General features: G+C 52.8%; 22 protein-coding genes. 9 read left to right on the top strand and 13 right to left on the bottom strand.

The window, feature by feature from the left end:
* The first annotated feature begins 3 nt into the window (after positions 1-3).
* Complete coding sequence (locus GDA54_00620) at positions 4-1,080, top strand: hypothetical protein (GenBank protein MBC6496818.1); 1,077 nt, start codon at positions 4-6, stop codon at positions 1,078-1,080.
* On the top strand, positions 1,081-2,385 hold the full coding sequence (locus tag GDA54_00615) for an amidohydrolase family protein (GenBank protein ID MBC6496817.1): 1,305 nt from the start codon (positions 1,081-1,083) through the stop codon (positions 2,383-2,385).
* Here GDA54_00615 and GDA54_00610 read toward each other — a convergent pair.
* From GDA54_00610 to queC, 3 genes are all read right to left on the bottom strand, one after another.
* Entirely contained in the window at positions 2,370-2,741 is a 372-nt protein-coding gene (locus tag GDA54_00610) for a 6-pyruvoyl tetrahydropterin synthase family protein (protein ID MBC6496816.1), read from the bottom strand. The two genes, GDA54_00615 and GDA54_00610, sit on opposite strands and share 16 nt — an antisense overlap.
* Before the next feature lie 31 nt (positions 2,742-2,772).
* Positions 2,773-3,444 (bottom strand): 7-carboxy-7-deazaguanine synthase, encoded by a 672-nt coding sequence (gene queE, locus GDA54_00605; protein ID MBC6496815.1) that lies wholly within the window; start codon positions 3,442-3,444, stop codon positions 2,773-2,775.
* Between the two features lie 73 nt (positions 3,445-3,517).
* Entirely contained in the window at positions 3,518-4,207 is a 690-nt protein-coding gene (gene queC, locus GDA54_00600; protein MBC6496814.1) for a 7-cyano-7-deazaguanine synthase QueC, read from the bottom strand.
* A 27-nt stretch (positions 4,208-4,234) separates the two neighbouring features.
* Between queC and queG the strand changes: the two genes are divergently transcribed.
* Positions 4,235-5,416, top strand: coding sequence for a tRNA epoxyqueuosine(34) reductase QueG (gene queG / locus GDA54_00595; GenBank protein ID MBC6496813.1), 1,182 nt, complete (start codon positions 4,235-4,237; stop codon positions 5,414-5,416).
* A 45-nt stretch (positions 5,417-5,461) separates the two neighbouring features.
* Here queG and GDA54_00590 read toward each other — a convergent pair whose 3' ends face one another.
* Genes GDA54_00590 through gatC form a run of 3 tightly spaced genes read right to left on the bottom strand, consistent with a single transcriptional unit; the run spans position 5,462 to position 8,258 of the window.
* The gene (locus GDA54_00590) at positions 5,462-6,454 is read right to left on the bottom strand and encodes an alpha/beta fold hydrolase (GenBank protein ID MBC6496812.1); all 993 of its coding nucleotides are present in this window, start codon (positions 6,452-6,454) and stop codon (positions 5,462-5,464) included.
* On the bottom strand, positions 6,454-7,932 hold the full coding sequence (gene gatA / locus GDA54_00585; GenBank protein MBC6496811.1) for an Asp-tRNA(Asn)/Glu-tRNA(Gln) amidotransferase subunit GatA: 1,479 nt from the start codon (positions 7,930-7,932) through the stop codon (positions 6,454-6,456). The genes GDA54_00590 and gatA overlap by 1 nt, the downstream gene beginning before the upstream one ends.
* 29 nt (positions 7,933-7,961) lie before the next feature.
* Positions 7,962-8,258, bottom strand: coding sequence for an Asp-tRNA(Asn)/Glu-tRNA(Gln) amidotransferase subunit GatC (gene gatC / locus GDA54_00580; protein ID MBC6496810.1), 297 nt, complete (start codon positions 8,256-8,258; stop codon positions 7,962-7,964).
* Positions 8,259-8,393: 135 nt separating this feature from the next.
* Between gatC and ruvX the strand changes: the two genes are divergently transcribed.
* From ruvX to GDA54_00560, 4 genes are read left to right on the top strand one after another with little or no spacing between them, the layout of a single operon-like run.
* Positions 8,394-9,002 (top strand): Holliday junction resolvase RuvX, encoded by a 609-nt coding sequence (gene ruvX, locus GDA54_00575; GenBank protein MBC6496809.1) that lies wholly within the window; start codon positions 8,394-8,396, stop codon positions 9,000-9,002.
* Positions 8,993-9,781, top strand: coding sequence for an HAD-IA family hydrolase (locus GDA54_00570; GenBank protein MBC6496808.1), 789 nt, complete (start codon positions 8,993-8,995; stop codon positions 9,779-9,781). The genes ruvX and GDA54_00570 overlap by 10 nt, the downstream gene beginning before the upstream one ends.
* A gap of 8 nt (positions 9,782-9,789) precedes the next feature.
* Positions 9,790-12,021, top strand: a complete 2,232-nt coding sequence (locus GDA54_00565) for a thioredoxin family protein (GenBank protein ID MBC6496807.1) — start codon at positions 9,790-9,792, stop codon at positions 12,019-12,021.
* Positions 12,022-12,067: 46 nt separating this feature from the next.
* Complete coding sequence (locus GDA54_00560; GenBank protein ID MBC6496806.1) at positions 12,068-12,544, top strand: peroxiredoxin; 477 nt, start codon at positions 12,068-12,070, stop codon at positions 12,542-12,544.
* Between the two features lie 5 nt (positions 12,545-12,549).
* Here GDA54_00560 and rnhA read toward each other — a convergent pair whose 3' ends face one another.
* Genes rnhA through GDA54_00540 form a run of 4 tightly spaced genes read right to left on the bottom strand, consistent with a single transcriptional unit; the run spans position 12,550 to position 15,365 of the window.
* A complete protein-coding gene (rnhA, locus tag GDA54_00555; GenBank protein MBC6496805.1) occupies positions 12,550-13,083 on the bottom strand; it encodes a ribonuclease HI in 534 nt (177 codons plus the stop codon).
* Positions 13,080-14,057 (bottom strand): homoserine kinase, encoded by a 978-nt coding sequence (locus tag GDA54_00550; protein ID MBC6496804.1) that lies wholly within the window; start codon positions 14,055-14,057, stop codon positions 13,080-13,082. The genes rnhA and GDA54_00550 overlap by 4 nt, the downstream gene beginning before the upstream one ends.
* A 29-nt stretch (positions 14,058-14,086) precedes the next feature.
* A complete protein-coding gene (locus GDA54_00545) occupies positions 14,087-14,827 on the bottom strand; it encodes a hypothetical protein (GenBank protein ID MBC6496803.1) in 741 nt (246 codons plus the stop codon).
* A gap of 10 nt (positions 14,828-14,837) precedes the next feature.
* Positions 14,838-15,365, bottom strand: coding sequence for a hypothetical protein (locus tag GDA54_00540; GenBank protein ID MBC6496802.1), 528 nt, complete (start codon positions 15,363-15,365; stop codon positions 14,838-14,840).
* Positions 15,366-15,569: 204 nt separating this feature from the next.
* Here GDA54_00540 and GDA54_00535 point away from each other — a divergent pair, with 204 nt between their 5' ends.
* Positions 15,570-16,067: a hypothetical protein gene (locus GDA54_00535; protein MBC6496801.1), complete on the top strand. Its 498-nt coding sequence runs from the start codon at positions 15,570-15,572 to the stop codon at positions 16,065-16,067.
* On the opposite strand, the gene GDA54_00530 is transcribed toward GDA54_00535, so the two are convergent.
* From GDA54_00530 to GDA54_00520, 3 genes are read right to left on the bottom strand one after another with little or no spacing between them, the layout of a single operon-like run.
* Positions 16,033-16,653: a hypothetical protein gene (locus tag GDA54_00530; GenBank protein MBC6496800.1), complete on the bottom strand. Its 621-nt coding sequence runs from the start codon at positions 16,651-16,653 to the stop codon at positions 16,033-16,035. The two genes, GDA54_00535 and GDA54_00530, sit on opposite strands and share 35 nt — an antisense overlap.
* A gap of 11 nt (positions 16,654-16,664) precedes the next feature.
* On the bottom strand, positions 16,665-17,468 hold the full coding sequence (locus GDA54_00525; protein MBC6496799.1) for a MotA/TolQ/ExbB proton channel family protein: 804 nt from the start codon (positions 17,466-17,468) through the stop codon (positions 16,665-16,667).
* Positions 17,469-17,520: 52 nt separating this feature from the next.
* Complete coding sequence (locus tag GDA54_00520; GenBank protein MBC6496798.1) at positions 17,521-18,663, bottom strand: COX15/CtaA family protein; 1,143 nt, start codon at positions 18,661-18,663, stop codon at positions 17,521-17,523.
* A 275-nt stretch (positions 18,664-18,938) separates the two neighbouring features.
* Here GDA54_00520 and GDA54_00515 point away from each other — a divergent pair, with 275 nt between their 5' ends.
* Entirely contained in the window at positions 18,939-19,715 is a 777-nt protein-coding gene (locus GDA54_00515) for a phosphoadenylyl-sulfate reductase (protein ID MBC6496797.1), read from the top strand.
* Positions 19,716-19,719 lie beyond the last annotated feature (4 nt).

Here is a 19,719-nt window from a genome sequence, read left to right as displayed (position 1 = left end):
GCGATGCGCATAACCCATGTGATCGATAAGGATAGTTTAGACAGGCATGCGCCATGGCTGTGTGAGATTTTCAGTGGCTTGACGGGGTTAGGTGTGCGTCAGCAATTGGTCGGTGTCGATGACGAGGCGTGGGTGCGTTGGTTTCACAGGAGTGGCGTGTTGTGCCATAGGCCCTTGATGAGCATGAACAGATTGTCTCTCATGGTGCCTTTTTTGGGATATAGGCGTTGGTTGTCTCGGCGTTTATCCCTCTTTGACTCGATGATGTTGATTGCGTGGGGCGAGCAAGCCCGTGACAGCGTGCGCCATTGGGAGAAGGAAGGCGTCATCAAATGCTGTGTGTTTTTAGATGAAATGCAGAATAAGGGTGGGCGTTGGGATTATCGCTTTGTCTATCAAGAGGCGCTCAGGCGTTCGCTGATTCATGAACAATGTGGCACAGAGGAGACAATTCAGTGTTTGCCTCTTGCCGTGTCAAAGCATGGGCGTCCATGCGTGTTGTCTGACCTTAAGAAACGCCATGCCATTCCGCACAGCGCCCTTGTGGCTGTTTTGCAAGCATCAAAATGGCGCGATGTGGATTTCGTGGCGCTGTTGATGGCGCTGAAGGACCAATCATCGTGGTATGTGTGGGTGGCGGTGGATAAGTCTTTGGTGCGTGATATCGAGTCGTTATCGGTACATTATGGTGTGCGTCCTCGCTTGCGTTTTGTCGAGGATGACGGGGAGACTCATGGGTCGTATGTGCAGGCGAGCGATGGCGTCATTTTTATGAACGAGGAGGACATTTTCCGCTTTGAGTTGGTGCGGGCGTGGGCTTATGGCAAAGCCGTCTTAGCGAACAAGCCTCTTCATCTGGATGGGCGTTTGGAGGGAGAAGGCATGGTGCGGTTGATAGAGCCTCAGAAACAAGCATGGAGTCAGGGTTTAGAGACCATGAGGCAAGGGAAGGCGCAGGGGATGGCGCAACGTGGCTATGATTTTTATGTCCAGCATTTCAAGCCGTCTGTAGCGCTTCCCCGTTGGCATGCCTGTTTTCGCGCCATTCTCGAGCGCCATACGTCAAAACAGGCGTCATAGATGGCAATGACGCGTCGCCCCGTGGCATGTCTCATTAAGGGAGGGCATGTTGTCGGTGTGTCGAGGATTGAGAAGGCGGACATTGCCATTGATGATGGCAAGATTGTCGCCATTGAGGCAGACATTGACGCTCATTGTGCGGGAGACGTCATCGATGCCCGTGGTTTACATATTCTTCCGGGCATTATCGATAGCCAGTGTGATATGCCGAACACCCATCCGCCCCTGACGAGTGAGGAGGCGTTCCATGACAAAATGGCGCGTAGCAAAGGCAGAATGTTTTGTGATTATGGGTTTTATGTGGGAGCAACGCGTCATAATCTGGCGATGCTCTCAGTCATAGAGCAGTGTGAAGGCTGTGCGGGGATTAAAATCTTCATGGGGAGTTCCACAGGCGACCTGTTGCTGGATGATGACTCGGTCATTGCGTCTGTTTTGCGTCAGACTCGAGGGCTTGTTGCCGTTCATAGTGAGGATGAAGCACGCCTGAGGGCGCGCGCTGGCTCTTTACAACAATGGGCGACATGGTGGGGCGAGGGGGCGCATCAACGTTGGCGGGATGTCAAGGTTGCCTTGTCATCGACGAAACGCCTTGTATCCCTTGTGCGTCAGACCCAACGTCCCGTCCATATTCTCCATGTGACGACAGAGGAAGAGCTCTTGTGGCTTGCGACCCTGTCCCCTGAGAGTCGCCGCCATATCAGCCTCGAGGTGACGCCGCACCATATGACATTTTGGACGCCAGATGTCTTACGCCATGCCCGTGCTTTGGGAAGTGGCCATTTTGCCATTGTCAATCCTCCGTTACGTGGGAAGCGCCATCATCGTGCTTTATGGCGGGCGGTGGCGTCGGGGCAGATAAGGACGATAGGCTCTGACCATGCTCCTCACAGGGTGGACGAGAAAACAGCCCATGCCTATCCTCACACCCCATCGGGTATGGGGGGGTTAGAGATGTGGGTGAGTGTCATGCTGACCCATTGCCATGAGGGGCGTCTATCACTTCCCGCCTTCGTGCGTATGACGTCGGCTCATGTGGCGACATTGTTTGGCATGGAAGGCAAGGGTTTTATCAAGGTGGGTTATGATGCCGATATGACGTTCATAGACTTGAAGGCGAGGAAGCGTTTGGATGTGGCACAATGTGCGAGCAAGGCGGGGTGGAGCATGTATCATGGCATGGAGGTTGTGGGTGTTGTCCGTATGACGATGATACGCGGACGTATGGTTATGCGGGAGGGACAGGTGTTAGGGGAGGCGCGAGGGCGTCCTTGTCGTTTTCTCCGTCCTCACGTCCCGTCATAGAGACATCCCGTCTCATCGGTATCGATGACGGTGATGCTTGTGAGGAGGGGGAGATGCGGTTGACAATGACGCCAGAACCATCGGGCGATATTTTCGTTGCTGGGTTTGTCAAGCCCGTCTATCTCGTTGAGATAGCGATGGTCTAGTTTTTCAATGAGCGGGTTGACGACATGGGCGATGTCTGAGTGATCTATAAGCCATCCTTCTTGTTCGTTGATAGGTCCTTTGAGGCGCACCTCAATTTTAAAGCTATGGCCATGGAGGCGAGAACACACATGGTCTGGTGGCATATGCGTCATGGCTCTGGCGGCGACAAAAGAGAAGCGGTGATAGATTTCGACAGATGATGTGGGCATGGGGGATGTCCTCTTGTTGTGGGTGAGTGTGTTAGGGGATATGTTGCCATTTATGGCTTTGCACGCTCAACCGCCATGGCGGCTGTGTTGCGCACAGGGCCATGGCATGGGCGATATGGCGGGTTTGCGCAGGCGCGTCTAAAGGTTGGATAAAGAAATGCTGAAAGTCCCATTGTGCCATCATACTTAACGTGTGGCGTGTGATGGTATGTTGTGGCATGACGACTTTCAGTTCGTGGCCTTTTTTTTGTGCGATGGTCGTATGGGCTTTAGGGCTGACACATATCCAATCGATGGGGAGGGTGATGGGGCGTGTGCCATTGGTTTCGATGGCAATATGGCAATGGTGCTTATGGAGGCTATGGATGAGGGCGGCGTCCAGTTGGAGGCTTGGTTCGCCTCCTGTGAGGATGATAAAGGGGCGTGCGTTTGGCGTGTGCGCTGTCTGTGGACGATAGGGGTGATGGTGCCAGCAATCGAGGAGTGTGCGCGCAAGGCTTTCACTGCTGGCGAATGTTCCTCCCCTTGGCCCATAAGCGCCCACAAATTGGGTATCGCACCATCGGCATATGGCGCGCTGTCGGTCTTTTTCCACGCCAGACCATAGGTTGCACCCTCGAAATCGGCAGAAGACACATGGCGTGCCACTATGCATGCCTTCGCCTTGCTTTGATGGGTAGATCTCGTGGACATGATAGGGCATGAGGGTGAGCTGTCGCTTGCTGGTCGTTTGGGACGCCATGTTATCCTTATGCTATCCCTACGTTATCCTTACGTTATCCTTTCAGGGCGGGGTCGTCCATAGCGCTGTCGGCAAAGCCTTTTGCGCGCCACCGACATGAGTCGCAGACCATGCAAGGCGTGCCAGAGGCGCTGGGGTTGTAACAGCTGAGGGTGAGGGCATAATCAACGCCTAAGGCATACCCTTTTTTGATAATGTCGGCTTTTGTCATATGGAGCAAAGGCGCTTTGAGGGCAATAGGGGGTGGTTGTTGCTGTTCTATGGCGTCGACACCTCTTTTTGTGGCAAGATTCGCCATCTTTTCCCATGATGTAAGGAAGGCGGGACGACAATCGGGGTATCCGCTATAATCGATGGCGTTAGCGCCTAGAAACAGGGTATCGATGGCGCGCGACTCCGCATAAGAGAGCGCATAGGCGAGAAAAAGGTTATTGCGGGCTGGCACATAGGTGGCGGGGATGGTGTCTGTGGATGGCGTCTCTTGAGGGGGAGGCATGGGGCGGTCAACGAGGGCGGTATGCTGAAAAATATCGGTGTGGATATGGATAATGGTGTGGGGACATTGGGCGTGATGCGCAATTTTTTTGGCATATGTCAATTCGATGGCATGCCTCTGTCCATAGTGGAAAGAGAGGGCATGCATGGCATATCCTTGTTGCTGGGCGATGGCGAGGGTCGTGGCAGAGTCGATGCCTCCGCTGAGGAGAATGACGGCTTGCGACATGGAAAGGCGCGCTGAAGGCGATAGAGAATGACAGGGACGAAAGAGACACAGAATAACGATAACACACGTCATGCCATCGTGTCTTATGCTTTGTCTCATGGTTTTGACGCCATTGGTTTCACCCGTCCTGTGTTGTCTCGACAGGTGCGCGCTGACATGCGCGCCTTTGTGGCACAAGGCAATTGTGGCGATATGACATGGTTGCAGGAGACTCTCTCTCAGCGCTTGAACCCACAGCAGTGCCTCCCTGACGTCAAGACGCTTGTCATGCTTGGGGTTGCCTATACACCACAGGCAGACCCGCTACGAGGATTACAAGAAAAGAGTCGGGGTGTCATCAGCGTTTATGCGCGCGGGCGTGACTATCACCATCTTATCAAGAAACGTCTCAAGGGGCTAGGGCGATGGGTGGCGCACCATTATGGGGGGGCGTGGCGGATATGTGTTGATACAGCGCCTGTGATGGAGAAGCCTCTTGCTCAGCAAGCAGGCATAGGGTGGCAAGGCAAGCATACCCATTTAGTGTCGAGGGCGTATGGCTCTTGGCTCTTTCTGGCATGCCTGATGACGACGCTTGACTTAGGGACATCAGAGTCGATTCCGCGTCAGCGGACACAGCGTGACACACGCCACGCTGGCCATTGTGGTCGTTGTCGTGCGTGCCTTGACATATGTCCGACAGATGCTCTTCCGTCGCCCCATCGGTTGGATGTTCATCGGTGCATTGCCTATCTCACCATCGAGCATAAAGGCGTGATCGAGCGTTCGCTACGTCCCATGATAGGGAATCGCATTTTTGGCTGTGATGATTGTTTGGCGGTCTGTCCATGGAACAAATTTGCCTATCGTTCCCATCAGATGTCCATCACCGACAGGTGGCATGGAGAACACGAGTCCCTTGCTTTTTTCGCGACCCTCAGTGAGGACTCTTTTCGCCAGTATTTTAGAGGCACGGCTATCGTGAGAACAGGCAGGGCGCGTTTTATGCGTAACGTATTGATCGCCATCGGCAATAGTGGCGACAGGACGTTGGTCTCATCTGTGGCGCTGATGCTTGATGATGCTGTGCCTTTGGTGAGGGCGATGGCGGTCTGGGCTTTGGCGCGCCTTGCGGATAGGGACATGGTCGCCATGTATCATGGGCGTTATGGCGCTGGCGAAACACATCCTATGGTGAGGGCGGAGTGGCGGGCGGAAGGCTTTACGTGACGTCATGTGTTGGTGTTATGGGCGTTGGTGTTACGGGCGTTGGTGTTATGGCACGGGCCATTGGGATGCTTCTGTGATGGCGTGGGCGAGGGCATCTTGAAGGGGTTTGTCGCTGGTGCTGTGTCCTGCCTTTTCGATGAGACGCACGTGACAATTGTCGCCAATGGCGTTTTTGAGGGCGTATGAGCAACGTGGCGGGCAGAGGAGGTCATAACGTCCACAGAGCATGATGATAGGCATATGGCGTAATGGGTCGGTGTTAGCGAGGAGAGGCGTCTCTTTGAGGAAAAAATCATGGCGGATATAGTGGCTCTCGATATAGGGCGTATTAGGCACGGGCGTTGTGAGGGGCTCTTGCGGGTTTATCGATGGCAATGTCGTTGTTTGTGGGTTGAGGAGGGCGAGGCTTTGTTCGCACCATCCCCATAGTCTGGCGGCATATTGGTGGATTGCTGGGTCGTCATGGGACAGGTCATCCATGAGTTTTTCGATGGGCGTCTGGGAGTGTGTGAGTGCGCATAATTGCTCCCATAAGTCGGGTCGAAAGAGTTGAGGCGCGTCGTAGAAAGCCCATTGCGTGTCTTCAGGGCGCGCAAGGAATGTCCCGCGTAAGACCATCCCGCGCACTCTGTGGGGATAGGCGCGGGCGTAGGCAAGGGCGAGGGTCGCGCCCCACGAGCCACCAACGACAACCCATGACTCGATGGCCCAATGCTCCCGTATCGCTTCGATATCCTCAATCAAGAGGGGTGTTGTATTCTCTTCGATGGATGTTTTTGGTGTGCTTTTCCCGCTTCCTCGTTGGTCGAAGAAGATGACGCGCCATGTCTTGGGGTCAAAAAGGGCTTTCTGTCCGTGATGGCAACCGCTGCCGGGCCCCCCATGGAGAAAGAGGGCGGGCGTGCCGCCTTCGATAGCGCCATAGCTCTCTCCATAGAGCGTGTGAAGAGGGCTGACATTGAGAAAAAAGGGAGTCGTCGATGCCTTACTGATAGGGTGCAGAGGCGATGATGTCTGTCTGTTCTTACGCCACAACATTATGATGGCATGGCGGGAGTGAACGTGTCATCGCATTCTTGTTCTAGCACATGGGCAAGACGAAGGAGAGTCCTCTCGTCAAAGCGGCGGCTGATGACATGGACGCCCAGAGGGAGTCGTTCTTTGTTATAACTTATGGGAACAGAGATAGCGGGCAGGCCAGCGAGGCTTGCAGGCACGGTGAGGATGTCATTGAGATACATGGTAATGGCGTCCATGTCTTTCATATCCAGTGGGAACGCGGCATTGGGTGTTGTGGGTGTGAGCAGGACGTCCACTTGTTTGAAGACATCGACAAAATCCTGTTGAACGCGGGCGCGCACTTTTGCCGCCTTGAGGTAATAGGCATCATAATAGCCCGCTGAGAGCACGTATGTCCCTATCATGAGCCGCCGCCGCACTTCCTCGCCAAACCCTTGAGAGCGCGTCTTTCGGTATAGGGTCTCTATGTCTTCTGTCTCTTGTGCGCGCATGCCATAGCGTATTCCGTCATAGCGTGCGAGATTGGACGATGCTTCGGCAGGGGCGATAATGTAATAGGCGGGAAGAGCATAGCGCGTATGGGGAAGGGACACATCGACCAGCTGTGCGCCTTGTCCTTTGAGGATGTCCATCGCCTTGTGCCAAGCCTCGATGATGGCGCTATCCACTTTCTCATGGTGATATTCTTTAGGGATACCGACACGCAAGGAAGCGATGTTTTTCCCAATGTCTTGGGTGATGTCCTCACAGGCATGGTGAGAGGATGTGGCGTCCTGTGGGTCGACTCCCCCGATGGCTTGTAGGATAAGGCCAGCATCGCGCACGGAGCGGGTGAAACATCCCGCTTGGTCGAGGGAAGACGCAAACGCCACCATGCCATAGCGCGAACACCGCCCATAGCTGGGTTTCAAGCCGACAACGCCACATAAGGAAGCGGGTTGTCGGATAGAACCGCCCGTATCAGAGCCAAGGGACGCCACGCATAAATCGTCCGCCACCGCCGCCGCCGAGCCACCAGAAGAACCACCAGCAGATAAGTCCTTATGGGGATGTGATGCGCTGTGCCACGGATTGACAACAGCGCCAAAACAGCCCGTATTGCTTGCCGACCCCATGGCGAATTCATCCATGTTCGTCTTGCCAAGGAGAATCGCCCCACAGCGCCATAAGCGTGACGTCACGGTGGACTCATAGGACGGAACAAAATCAGCAAGGATAGACGATGCCGCTGTCGTGCGTATACCCTTGCTACAAAATAAATCCTTGATGGCGAAGGGAATGCCTTCTAACAGGCCCACCTTGTCTTGTTTTTCCTTTGCGCGTCTCCTATCGCTGGCATCAGCTTGACGATAGGCATGGTCTTCACAGAGGGTGATATAGGCATTCGTCTCCTTGCGCTCCTTGATTCTATCGTAGTAATACTTTGTGAGTTCGCGGGCGCTGAACGTTTTTTTGCGTAGATGCTCGCACACCGCATGGAGAGTCATATGACGCATGGAGAGAGACACAAGACGATGGGGTGGGGTTATTCCTGAGGGTCGATGCTGGCGGGGACGATAAAAAACCCGTCCTCAGTATGGGGCGCTGTTCGCAAAATGTCCTCCCTCGTCACGTGATGTGCGACAATGTCTTCTTGGAGGATCATCGCATGGTCACTGAGCCCGTAGAGAGGCTCATGGGAGTCGCCATCGACCTCGTCCAATTGGGCAATCCATGCAAAAATCCCTTGTAAATTCTTCTGCCAAAAGGGGATGTCCTTATCCTCTATGTCTAATTTCGCCAGTTGGGCGATATGTTGGACTATGTGTTTATCGATAGGCATGGTATGTATGCTATGGAGTCTTACACGATAGGTGAAGGGATGGGAACAGGGATAGGGTTGTGTATAGACGAAAGGATGTGTGAATGCAAACGGTTCACAAGGCTGTTATGGGTGGATATGGGATAAAGGATGGATATGATGGCATGGGCTGAGGACGGCATACATGGGATAGACGGGATACACGGGACGGGGACGGCATACGGGGAGGGGCGTCTTATGGGTATCGATTACGGGCGTCGGCGTTCGGGCCTTGCCTTGAGTGACCGCCATTGGCGTGTGGCTGTGCCTTTGTCCACCATTGGCTCTGCCACATGGCCTATGCTCTATGGTGGCGTGCGTCTCGCCACAGAGTCGCATGATGTTTATGGCTTTGTGTTGGGCTTGCCCCATGCGCTAGATGGGACGGAAACAATGTCTTGTCAGACCATACGGCGATGGGGAAAGAAGCTTGGCGTATCTTTCCACAAGCCTGTCTTTTTTTGTGATGAACGATTCTCTACCCAAGCCGCCAAACGCGCCATACAACAGCGTTATGGGCACCAGCGCTATGGGCAACAACGCCACAGGGCAGACGCTATCCCACAGCATGTCAAGGGAGGATGGAAGAAGCACCGAGAGTCAGGAGTCCTTGATGCGATGGCGGCGACATGGATGTTGCAGACATTTTTGGACTCTCACCGCCATGCCTCTTCTCGCCATCATGCGATGACGGATATTCAAGGAGGAGAGAGCAGATGCAGCTAGCGGCGGTTCTTTTTGATGTAGATGGGACATTGGTGGCGAGCGAGGAGCTACACCGCCAGGCCTTCAATGCCGCCTTTCAAGAGTTTGGCGTGTCGTGGCATTGGGATAAGGCGCTCTATAAAGAGTTGCTGGCCATTGGCGGGGGCGCAGAACGCCTTCGTCACTATGTCGCGCGCACCGACCCGGATGTGCAACGCCGCGCCGATTTTAACAATTTTATCGATGGTGTGCATAAAGCAAAGAATCTCGCCTATGCCGAATTGCTGTCGAACAGCGGTATACGCCTCAGACCTGGGGTTGAGAGGCTTGTCCTCTCTTGTCGCGCCGAAGGCATCACCCTTGCCATCACGACATCCACCACACGGGAAAATGTCTCTATGATTATGGGTCGGGTGGCGGGAGGACGCCTCAAAGACGCCTTTCGAATCATAGGAGATGGCGACAGGGTGCGCGCGAAAAAACCTTCACCTGATATTTACCTATGGACGTTGGGTGAATTAGGGCTTCCTCCTCAGGCATGTCTTGCCTTTGAAGACACGCCACGGGGTGTGCGGGCAAGTCTTGCCGCTGGTATCCCTGCTATCGCCACCGTCACACCTTATACGGAAGATGAAGAATTTCTCGGCGCCCTTGCCGTCCTCAGCGATATGGGAGAGCATGAAAAACCCTTCCGCGTCCTCTCTGGTCAAACCTATGGCAAGCACTATGTGGATGTGGAGCTTTTACGCTTGTGGCATCGGAGCGCTCACCCTACGTTATTGGTAAGTAAGACAGAGTGATAGGGACGATGCCTATAAAAAATCTTTTCTGGAGCGTATGGCCGTGGTTATGTGCTGTCCTGTGGCTCTCTATGCCTATGACAGTTCTTCCCAATGTCGCATCCAATCCCATCGCTGGAGGAGGCCTTCCCCTCAAAAAGCCCGCCCAATTGTTCTTGGTGGCGGAGACTCTCAACATTGACAAAAAGCAAAAGGAATTGACCTTAGGCTTAAAGTTTCTACTGGATGACGGGTGGAAGACTTACTGGCGTAACCCGGGCGATGCGGGCTTGCCTATGCGCGTTCGTTGGAAAAAACGTGATAATGTGGAGAGCATTGCCCTCTTTTGGCCCTCACCGACGCGCTATGAAGAATACGGCTTGCAGTCTGTTGGCTATGAAAAGGAAGTCATCTTTCCCCTCGAGGTCACCATGCGTGAGGCTGGTCGTCCCATCACACTAGAAGCCGATATCAGCTATTTGGCGTGTCGAGACATATGCCTTCCCTTAGAGGATACGGTGTTTCTTCATGTCTCGGTGCTGGACGAGGATAACGTCCCTGCCAATACGCCTCGAGGCGTCCTTCCTTCGGGGGATGCTGATGCCATCGCGCATTATGCCTCCCTTGTGCCTGTGTCGGAGGACGAGTCGCCTATGCGTATCCATGCTGTTGGCGCAAGCGAGACGTCCCCATGGCAGCTACGTGTTGTTGCGCGCTCTCAGAGACCTTTTGACGCCCCTGATATTTTTGTCGAAGAGGAAAACGACTTATGGTTTTCCGAGCCCCACGTGACATTGCGCGAGGGAAGAAAAGTCGCCATTTTTCTCTTGGATGTCTCTGGTCAATCCTTGAGCAAGGGGCCGCCGTTGGGGGAACGTGACGTGCGCCTCACGATTGTTGATACCCACCAGAATATCGATACATGGCGTCGCGCTGACGGTTACTTTCCTCCAGCGCAAAAATCCGTGGCGGACATTGTGAAAGAGTCAGGCGAGGGGAGTGATATATCCGCCTATCTCACGATCATTGCCTTTGCCTTATTTGGTGGCTTCATTCTCAATTTCATGCCATGCGTGCTTCCCGTCTTGTCTTTGAAATTGGTTGGTATTGCCACAGCGAGCCATGACAAGACATTGGTGCGCGAAGGGTTTGCCGCATCGGTGTTAGGCATTCTCTTTTCTTTTGCGCTTCTTGGGGGTATCGTCTTGTCGCTTAAGGAACTAGGCATGTCGCTGGGGTGGGGTTTCCATTTTCAGCAACCCATCTTTATTATGGTGATGGCCTATGTGATGGTGATTTTTGCTTGTAACCTCTTAGGATGGTTCGAGATAGGTCTTCCGCGGTTCGTGCGCGCCATGCTTCCAGCAGGGGAAGGCAAGCGTTATAGCGTCCACTATGAAAATTTCTCCAATGGCGTGTTAGCGACGACGTTGGCGACACCTTGTTCTGCGCCTTTCTTAGGGACAGCTGTGGGGTTTGCGCTGGCGGGTGATGCGTTGGATATTATGATGGTGTTCCTCATGCTGGGGACAGGTTTTGCCATTCCGTGGCTCTTGGTCGTCCTGTTTCCCGGTGGTGGCGCGCGTTGGTTGCCACGCCCGGGTCCATGGATTATGTATTTCCGCCGCTCATTGAGTTTGCCTCTGTTCGCCACCGCCCTCTGGCTTGTGAGTATTTTACCTGAGGGGATTTTACAGGACTCCCTCCTGTTGATTGCCATATCCATGGTCGGTATTATCGCCCTCTTTTTCATCTACAGGAAACGAGCGAGTCGCCCCCTGTGGTTTTATGGCGCGGTGATGGGCGTTGTTGCCTTATCCACGTGGATGATCGATGATGATTTTTCGAAACGGGGATTATATGCCACGGAAAAGGAAATCCCGACGGTCCAAGCAGGAATCGATTGGACGAGCTTTGCGCCTGAAGAGATACAGGCGCGGGTTGCAGAAGGACATGTCGTCTTTGTGGACATCACAGCCGCTTGGTGTTTGACATGCAAGGCAAACAAATTGCTTGTCCTTGACGATGAAGACATCATCTCTCTATTCGTGCGTAACAAGATTATCGCACAGCAGGGGGATGTGACACTTCCAGATGCCGATATTGCGCAATGGATGGCGTCTTTGGGGCGCTATGGCGTGCCTCTCAATGTTGTCTTTGGCCCTAGGCGTCCTGAGGGCATTGTCCTTCCTGAGCTTCTCTCTGTCGATATCGTCACAAAAAGCTTGCGTGATGCTTCTGTTCAAGGTAGTCTTCAGTGATGGAGGGGCTCTTGGGGAATCGAAGGGGGTTGGAGGACGTAGGACGATGATAAGCATAGGTCAAAAAATTCCCAGCTGTTCCGTTTTTCGGTGGAGCGGTCAGGGTCCCGACAAGGTCGATAGTGAGACACTCTTCAAGGCGCAGAAGACTCTTCTCATTGCCGTGCCGGGGGGCTTTACGCCCACATGCAATGACCAGCTCCCTCACTACAAGGGATTGGCTGGCGATTTCAAGAAAAAGGGCATTGAGGCATTCTATTGTTTGGCGATCAATGATATTTTTGTCCTTCAAGAGTGGGCAAGGAGTCTTGGTATCGATGACACCATCCATATGATTGCTGATGGTAATGGCGACTTCACCCGCGCTGTCGATATGGTATGCGACCTGACGGCTATGGGCTTGGGGGTGCGTTCGAAGCGCTATACGGTTGTCATTGACGGCGGTTCTGTCACCCATCTCTTCAATGACGATGGTCCAGCCTTCGACAAGACCGAGGCATCGAAGGTTTTAGCGGGACTATAGGGTGTCTAGGGGGGTGTCTTGTGCGGGGAAAGGCTCTTATGGTGGGTGATGGCGTTTTTTGCCAGCATGTCCACATGCTCGTTATGGGCATTGTCCGCATGCCCCTTGACCCAATGCCATGTGATGTCATGGTTTTGGGATAGTCTATCGAGCTGTTGCCACATATCGACATTCTTTACCTTTGTTTTGGCGGATGTTTTCCATCCCTTTTTCTTCCACACGGGCATCCATGTCGTAATGCCTTGTTGTAGGTAACGGCTGTCGCTGTAGAGACTGACGCGTGCGCGGCGCTTGAGAGCCTGTAGGGCTTTGATAGCGGCGAGCATTTCCATGCGGTTATTGGTTGTGTGCGGGACGCTTCCGCTGATGCACTTACGTCGCCCAAGATATTGGAGGCATGCTGCCCATCCTCCGACGCCGGGGTTGCCAGAGCATGCGCCATCCGTATAGATAGAAACGACATGCTTGTCGATGGGCTTGTCAATGGGCGTGCCGACATGCGTGTCGATGGGGGTGTCTCTATTGGTATCGTGTGTCATAGCGTGCTTTGGTGGGTGATGGACAGAGGGTGGGGGTTTTGGCGATGATATGACAATTTGTCGGCATATTCCTGAGGGTTTTTATGGGGGAGGGGCGTATCGAATTGCTGTTCATCGATGAGACGCGACAGCAAGAAGGAGAGGGCTGCTCCCTGACAGAGAAGGGGCATGGCGTGTTTTTCCTTGTCTTGTAGGGGGCGCTGTTGTTCGTATCCGTTGAGTAAACATGCCACATAGCGCACATTCATATCTTGTGGCATATCTTGTGGCGAAGGGAAACACCATGCGTTGATAGCAATGGCAATATCATAGGCGAGGCTATCGGTGCATGCGAAATAGAAATCGATGATACCAGAGAGTTTGTCTCTTTGGAAGAAGACATTGTCGGGAAAGATATCGCCATGGATAATCCCTTGAGGGAGGGCGATGATGTCATCATGGCGCTGTTCCCATATGGTGAGGGTCTCGTCAATCATGGGGATGTGTGGGGTGGACGGGTCGAGTGTCTCTCGAAGGGCGCGCCATCCTTGCAAGGAAAAAGGGTTGTGACGTTGTTGCGTGAACGACATTCCTACATTGTGGAGGCATGCAAGATGGTATCCTATATCCCAACAATGGCGTTCTGTGACGTGTGTGATGGGATGTCCGTCTAGGAAGCTGGTGAGGGCGGCATGCTTGCCACAGAGGTGGGCGTGTGTCTCACCTTGCCGTGTTGTGATGGGGACGGGGCATGGGATGCCGTGGCGGCTCAGGTGGCGCATGAGGTCTAGAAAGAAAGGAATATCTCGAACGGCGATACGCCTCTCATGTTCGTAGAGCGTGAGAATAAGACGGCTGTTATCCTTAAAGAACAGCTGGTAGTTCGTGTTGGAGATGCCTTGGTCGATACCACGATAGCGGTCGATGGGCGCAAGAGCATACTGTTGAAGAAATCCTGCCAGTGCGCGGGTATCGATATGGGTGTAGACGGCCATAAAGGACGGGGGAGGACGAGGGAAACAGCTTATGGCTGATGGGAGGTGAGTTCCATCGTATACATGTTTTTACCGAAGAGTTGGGACGAGGTCGTTTCAGTGCGTTCCATCTTAACGAGTCCTACATTGGGCGCATACCAATTCGTCTCTGTGATAAGGACATCGATGGTGCCGATACCGCGTTCGCCCAAGAAGGAGGTTTTTCCTTCCCCTTGGACTCGCAACACATTGTCATAGCGTTGTCCGTGGAGGCGTAGCGTCACATCTGTCGCGTCGATGGTATAGCGCATGGCAAAGGGCACTGTCGCCCGCATATCCATGTCTGATGGCAGGCGTCTCACAAGGAGAAAGGTTTGGCTTGGCACATCCCATGCGTGTCCGGGTGTGAGGGGTTCGTGGAGGACAATACGTTGTGGCATGTCGAAGCGAACGATACTTCCTCCAGAGGCTTGAAAGGCGATACGTTGCGTTCCTTCCTCATTGTGGCGGTAGTAGTACAAGGTATCATTTTCGTGCTGTATGGGGGTGATGTTTTCATAGGTGATTTCGAGAGGCGCGCTTTGCCATGTCTCTCGTTCTCTTTGGGTGAGGGTGACGGGGGTGAGGCTACGTCTTATGCTCACCATATGCTCTTCGACTTCATAACCAGGTTTGAGGGTGATGTCATACTGCCATATCTGTCCGGGGGAGAGGGGAAAATATGACACATGGGCGTTTTGCTCACATGCGGGCAACAAGCCAATAAGGACAACATAGAAGAGGCGCGACATAGGCGGAGCGTCACTTTTCGGGGAGAAGGCGGGATGGCAAATCTTCAAAAGTGATTTTCATATCGGCCACAGACGTCATGTCGCGCCTTGTCGTCTGTTTATTGCGTTGTGTCTCATTCTCACTGGTTGTTCCCAGTTGGGGTTTCCCACTTTTCATGCGGTTGAGGGCTTGATTGATGTTGGTATGGAGTGTGCCATTATAGTCGAGGACAAAGGCTTGAGGTGTGCTGAGTCCAATATCGTCATGCATGGAACTGACCCATAGATAAATATGGCCTGGATGTTGTGTAATGGGATTCGGCTCATAGATTTGGGCGGCGACGAGGCGAAATTCACTGGGCAGCTCTTCGTGGCTTGGCCAGCCCGGCAGTTGTTTCAAGCCGTAATAGTGCATGATGTAAAAGAGCGCCATGCCAAGGGTGAGTGACGACTTGATGCCCCAATGGAGCGATGTGCGCATGTGGATGATGACGAGCACACATGCGACAAGGGTATAGCTGATAGAGAGAATGAGGATGGAGGTGAATGTATCATGCATGGTGCGGAGGGATTGGGACGTTATCCATGGTCTTGGTTACAGCCTGCCATATGAAATGCCTTCTGTTCGAGCAAAATTTTGTGATATACCAGAGCCAGTGACCTGTGGCATGCCCTCTTGACCTGTAGCATATATGGGTTTTTTCGAAAGCGCATGCCACATGTTCGGAAGCCAGCCCATAGGGGCTCATAGGCGGAGTATGGCATGGATCTTGTGGATACGTTGATTTCTTTTTTGTTCATCATTTTTTTGGTGGTGATGTTGCTTCCTTTATCGCTGATATCGGTGCTTGGGGCGTGGCTTATTCAGTGGTCTTCGCTCTTATTGTTGCGTTTTATGCCTCCTTTTTTCCAAGCATGGCGGGCATTTTTTGTCACATGGTTTGTCAGTTCGATTCTATGGTTTTATCTCGTCAGGTGGGGCATCGATGACGTCTCGTCATTATCGTCATGGTGGGATGGGGTGATTGTTTTTCACGAGTCTTTACGTTCTTACGTTGCGCCATTCGTGCCGTTTGCTGTTGCTGTGCTTTCCTATGGCTTTCTTCTTAAGGACAAGGAGGGTGAGCGTCTAGGCGTTGTGCGTGGCTTAGGCGTTGTCGTGGTATCGCAATGTATCATGGCTGGCGTCAGTTATGGCATGGGGTGGTGGCTTCAGAGTCTTCTTCCTACGGAGTCGGACTTGGGCGAGGTGACCCTGTGACCAATTGTTTAGGAAGCGTATTGATATTGGAGACTCTTCCGTTGGCGCTGAGGTTAAATCTGAGGGCTGTTTTTTCTTCGCCTGCCTCCTTGAGTGTGAGTTCTTTATAATAGAGGACGGTGAGTTGAGGATTGACGCGTTCCAGTTTGACTTTGACATCAACGGGTTTATAGGTTTGGGTGGCGTAATAGTGGATATTGACGACATATTGCCCTGGGACAATGCCGCGTAAGGTGACGATTTCTTGATTGAGGGGATTTTTCACCTCTTGTCCGTTGATGAGGAGTGTATCGTTGAGGGAGCCGCGGTCATCCCTATCGAGATGGAGGAGTCCTGCTTCATCATTGCGAAACCACACGGTATCGCCTTGGGGTGACTCGACCCAGAGATCAATATCATCGGGGCTAAAGTCTTCCCACGTAATGGTGATGATATATTCGGCTTTGACGACAACATTGCCTGTTTTGCTGATAGGGTTGATGAAAATGACGGCGATCATAAAGAGGAAGGTGACGCCAATAAGAGCATTAAATAAGAGGTCGGTGAACGGGTCTGTGCGCGCTTTGCTGTGTATGCGGGACGGCATGGGGCGTGTCGTTACCTATTCTTGGGTTGCGAGGGCGTGGGTTGCGAGGGGGTTGAGGAGGGATTGAGGAGGGCGATACGGCACATATGGTGTGCGAGACTCTGTCCACCTTTATCGAGGGGTCGATATTGAAAGATAACGAGGAGCGCGCAGATGAGTCCCACCAACGTTGTGTAGAGTGCTGTCGCCATGCCTGTTCCCATGGTGACGAGGAGCATGCGCACTGTGTCAATATCGAGGGAGTCGATGCGTGTGATGGTGCTCAGCATGATGATAAATCCGACGACGGTGCCAAGAAGCCCCAATTTGATCATGACATCGGCCATAAACCATCCATGTTCGGCATGGTCGTAGAGGGGTTGGAGATAGCGCTCTGTCATGTCATGGGAGGATATGCTGTCATGATAGTCTTGTTTTCGTTGGAGGATGGTATCGCGTAGGTAGTTATGGAGGGTTTTATGGGTGTGAAGGGGTGGGGCTTGGCCGTCTTGGGCGTGCCATGCGAGCGTGCCTTGTTGGTAGAGAATGGCTTGGTGGGGATGATGGGCGAGATAGGTTTCGATGGTCCGTGCTTGGTGCAGTTGCTGTGCGGTGTGGAAGCTGTGTATGCCACAATGGAGCGTGGTAGCAAAAAAGAGGATACTGATGATGATGGAGAGGAAGCTCTTATCGATAAGATAGAGGCGGGTCAAGACGCCGACATCCCAGACGATATAGAGGATGAACGTGTAGAGGCTCACCAACAGACACCATGTGATAAAGAGTTGGTGGGACGAGGAGTCTCTTGAGGGCATGGTGACGGCATTCACATTCATGGGTGCTCTTGTCCTATCTTTGTGATGATGGCGTTATGGAGGGTTGTGGACATTATCGTGTGACGGAGGAGCGTGCGGCGAGGCTACTGATGCCATGGATGGAGAGTGTTGCTTCGAGGAATCGTCTTTTGTAATCGGCCATCATCGTCAAGGTGATAAGAAGGGCAGAAAAGAGCAGGATACCCGTCAATTGGTGGGCGAGGGCGAGGGACGTAGGCACGCCTAAGAGGAGAGTGGCGATACCAAGGGTAAATTGAATGACGAGGAGCATGCTGACAATACGGGCGCCCCAACATAGGGGTGCTGGCTTGACATCATATGTCTCAATGCGTGCGACCCATGCCATGATGGTGATAAAGGTGAGGAGGCTCAACAGGCGGTGAGTCCATTGTATGGCAGCGGGTTCGAGGATGATGGCGTGATACCACGGTAGCGTTCCCTCTAATGGTGGCAAGAGACGACCATCCATGAGGGGATAGGTGGGATAGAGAAGCCCCGCCTTATAGCCAGCCACCAGCGCGCCGACAAACATTGTTGCAAAGAGCAGGAGAAAAGCACCATAACTATGCCAATGCATTGAGAGCGCGATATCATATTCGGGGGGTTTTTCATCTCCGTAAAAGCTCTTGTGAAAGCCATCATAGAACCACCAGCGCAAGCTTGCCCACAGGAGCGCCCCATAGAGGATGAGCGCCATACTCAGATGGAGGGCAAGGCGATAGGGACTCACAAAGGGTTGGTCTATCAACCCGCTCTGGACCATGAACCAACCGATATAGGCTTGCCCGCCACCGAGCGCCAAGAGCATGAAGAAAAACATGAGCCACTGGCGAGAAAAGTAACGCTGAAACGCAAACCAGAGCAGGGGGAGAAGAAAGACGGCACCGATAAGCCGTCCCATCATTCTATGGGTATACTCAACCCAATAAATGTCTTTGAACGCATCAAGAGAGACGGGATTGTCTTGGTAATGCGGGGTTGTCTTATAGGCTTCGAGAGACTCATGCCACGCCTGTTCGTTGAGAGGAGGGATAATCCCTGTGATGGGTTGCCATGTGGTGATAGAGAGTCCAGCGCCACTTAATCGGGTATAGCCCCCAATGGCGACCATGAAGACGATGAGAAGGCAACAGATGAAGAGCCATCCCCCTACCTGTCGCCTTTCTTCCTTTGTGCGTGAAAAATCTGATGTCATGATGGTCGGCGTATCAAAGGGTTATCCATCCCGTGCTGGCATGGAGTCAAGCAAAGAAACACCCTCCTTTATGCTCCTACATTATTTTTATGATGCCATGATGTCTAGAGCTATTTTGTGGGAAGGCTCATATTTCCCATGTTTTTATTGTAGAATATAATTATTCTACAATGTGATTGACATATATATTTTTTTCCCTTACGTTCGTATGACGTGAGGGTGGAGGGGGTTTTGTCGTCAATAGGTTGAAGTGATGTGATGATAAGGGTAAGGTGATGAGGGGTTCTTTTGTGGGTGATGAAGTGGTTGTGCGTGAGCTTGGTGCTGAGGAGTCTTTAGAGTCTTATACGTCTTCATTATGTGCGCGTTATGGGGATTTAGAAGGCGAGGCATTGTTGGAGGTCATGATAGAGGGTGCTTTTGCGGGCTCGATCATGGCGACGTCGTCTTTTGGGGCGGAGTCGGCTGTGCTTTTGGATATGGTTGCGAATGTGGATAAGGATTTACCTGTGATTTTTTTGGATACGGGCAAATTATTTGAGGAGACGTATAACTATGTCCATGTCGTTCAAGCCCATTTAGGTTTGCGTAACGTCCAGTTGTGCATGCCTTCTGAAGAGCGTCTCTCGGCGGAAGATAAGGCGGGTGATTTATGGCAGCGCGATGCCGATAGGTGCTGTCATATCAGGAAGGTTGAGCCTTTGCGCCGTGTGTTTGAGGAGCATGCCTATAAGGCGTGGATTACGGGTCGTAAGCGTTTTCATGGCGATTTGCGTCTTCGTTTGCAGACGATAGAGTATGTGGGTGGTATGGTCAAGATTAACCCTTTGGCGCATTGGTCGTTGGAGCGTATTCATAAGAGGTTTGAGGAGCGTGGTTTGCCTCTTCATCCTTTGGTGGGGAAGGGCTATCCGTCCATAGGGTGTTATCATTGCACGCATAGGGCGGAGGCTATTGACAATCCTCGGGCGGGTCGTTGGGCGGACAAGGCGAAGACGGAGTGTGGCATTCACCATGCGTCGTGGATGCAGGCGCGCAAGGAAGAGCTGTGAGTGT

The organism is Alphaproteobacteria bacterium GM7ARS4 (assembly GCA_014332745.1).
Lineage (GTDB): Bacteria > Pseudomonadota > Alphaproteobacteria > GM7ARS4 > GM7ARS4 > GM7ARS4.
The sequence above is the reverse complement of the archived record's forward strand: the minus strand, read 5'-3'. Positions and strand labels throughout refer to the sequence as shown.

Bases quoted from the DNA above. Each gene is read 5' to 3' on its own strand.
- GDA54_00615 (MBC6496817.1), top strand. From the start codon at position 1,081: ATGGCAATGACGCGTCGCCCCGTGGCATGTCTCATTAAGGGAGGGCAT.
- queE (MBC6496815.1), bottom strand. From the start codon at position 3,444: ATGCCCTATCATGTCCACGAGATCTACCCATCAAAGCAAGGCGAAGGC.
- gatC (MBC6496810.1), bottom strand. From the start codon at position 8,258: ATGCCTATCGATAAACACATAGTCCAACATATCGCCCAACTGGCGAAA.
- GDA54_00620 (MBC6496818.1), top strand. From the start codon at position 4: ATGCGCATAACCCATGTGATCGATAAGGATAGTTTAGACAGGCATGCG.
- queC (MBC6496814.1), bottom strand. From the start codon at position 4,207: ATGTCGCAAGCCGTCATTCTCCTCAGCGGAGGCATCGACTCTGCCACG.
- ruvX (MBC6496809.1), top strand. From the start codon at position 8,394: ATGATGGCATGGGCTGAGGACGGCATACATGGGATAGACGGGATACAC.
- GDA54_00610 (MBC6496816.1), bottom strand. From the start codon at position 2,741: ATGCCCACATCATCTGTCGAAATCTATCACCGCTTCTCTTTTGTCGCC.
- GDA54_00590 (MBC6496812.1), bottom strand. From the start codon at position 6,454: ATGTTGTGGCGTAAGAACAGACAGACATCATCGCCTCTGCACCCTATC.
- queG (MBC6496813.1), top strand. From the start codon at position 4,235: ATGACAGGGACGAAAGAGACACAGAATAACGATAACACACGTCATGCC.
- GDA54_00535 (MBC6496801.1), top strand. From the start codon at position 15,570: ATGGATCTTGTGGATACGTTGATTTCTTTTTTGTTCATCATTTTTTTG.
- gatA (MBC6496811.1), bottom strand. From the start codon at position 7,932: ATGCGTCATATGACTCTCCATGCGGTGTGCGAGCATCTACGCAAAAAA.
- GDA54_00545 (MBC6496803.1), bottom strand. From the start codon at position 14,827: ATGTCGCGCCTCTTCTATGTTGTCCTTATTGGCTTGTTGCCCGCATGT.
- GDA54_00530 (MBC6496800.1), bottom strand. From the start codon at position 16,653: ATGCCGTCCCGCATACACAGCAAAGCGCGCACAGACCCGTTCACCGAC.
- GDA54_00520 (MBC6496798.1), bottom strand. From the start codon at position 18,663: ATGACATCAGATTTTTCACGCACAAAGGAAGAAAGGCGACAGGTAGGG.
- GDA54_00515 (MBC6496797.1), top strand. From the start codon at position 18,939: ATGAGGGGTTCTTTTGTGGGTGATGAAGTGGTTGTGCGTGAGCTTGGT.
- GDA54_00540 (MBC6496802.1), bottom strand. From the start codon at position 15,365: ATGCATGATACATTCACCTCCATCCTCATTCTCTCTATCAGCTATACC.
- GDA54_00550 (MBC6496804.1), bottom strand. From the start codon at position 14,057: ATGGCCGTCTACACCCATATCGATACCCGCGCACTGGCAGGATTTCTT.
- GDA54_00565 (MBC6496807.1), top strand. From the start codon at position 9,790: ATGCCTATAAAAAATCTTTTCTGGAGCGTATGGCCGTGGTTATGTGCT.
- GDA54_00525 (MBC6496799.1), bottom strand. From the start codon at position 17,468: ATGAATGTGAATGCCGTCACCATGCCCTCAAGAGACTCCTCGTCCCAC.
- GDA54_00560 (MBC6496806.1), top strand. From the start codon at position 12,068: ATGATAAGCATAGGTCAAAAAATTCCCAGCTGTTCCGTTTTTCGGTGG.
- rnhA (MBC6496805.1), bottom strand. From the start codon at position 13,083: ATGACACACGATACCAATAGAGACACCCCCATCGACACGCATGTCGGC.
- GDA54_00570 (MBC6496808.1), top strand. From the start codon at position 8,993: ATGCAGCTAGCGGCGGTTCTTTTTGATGTAGATGGGACATTGGTGGCG.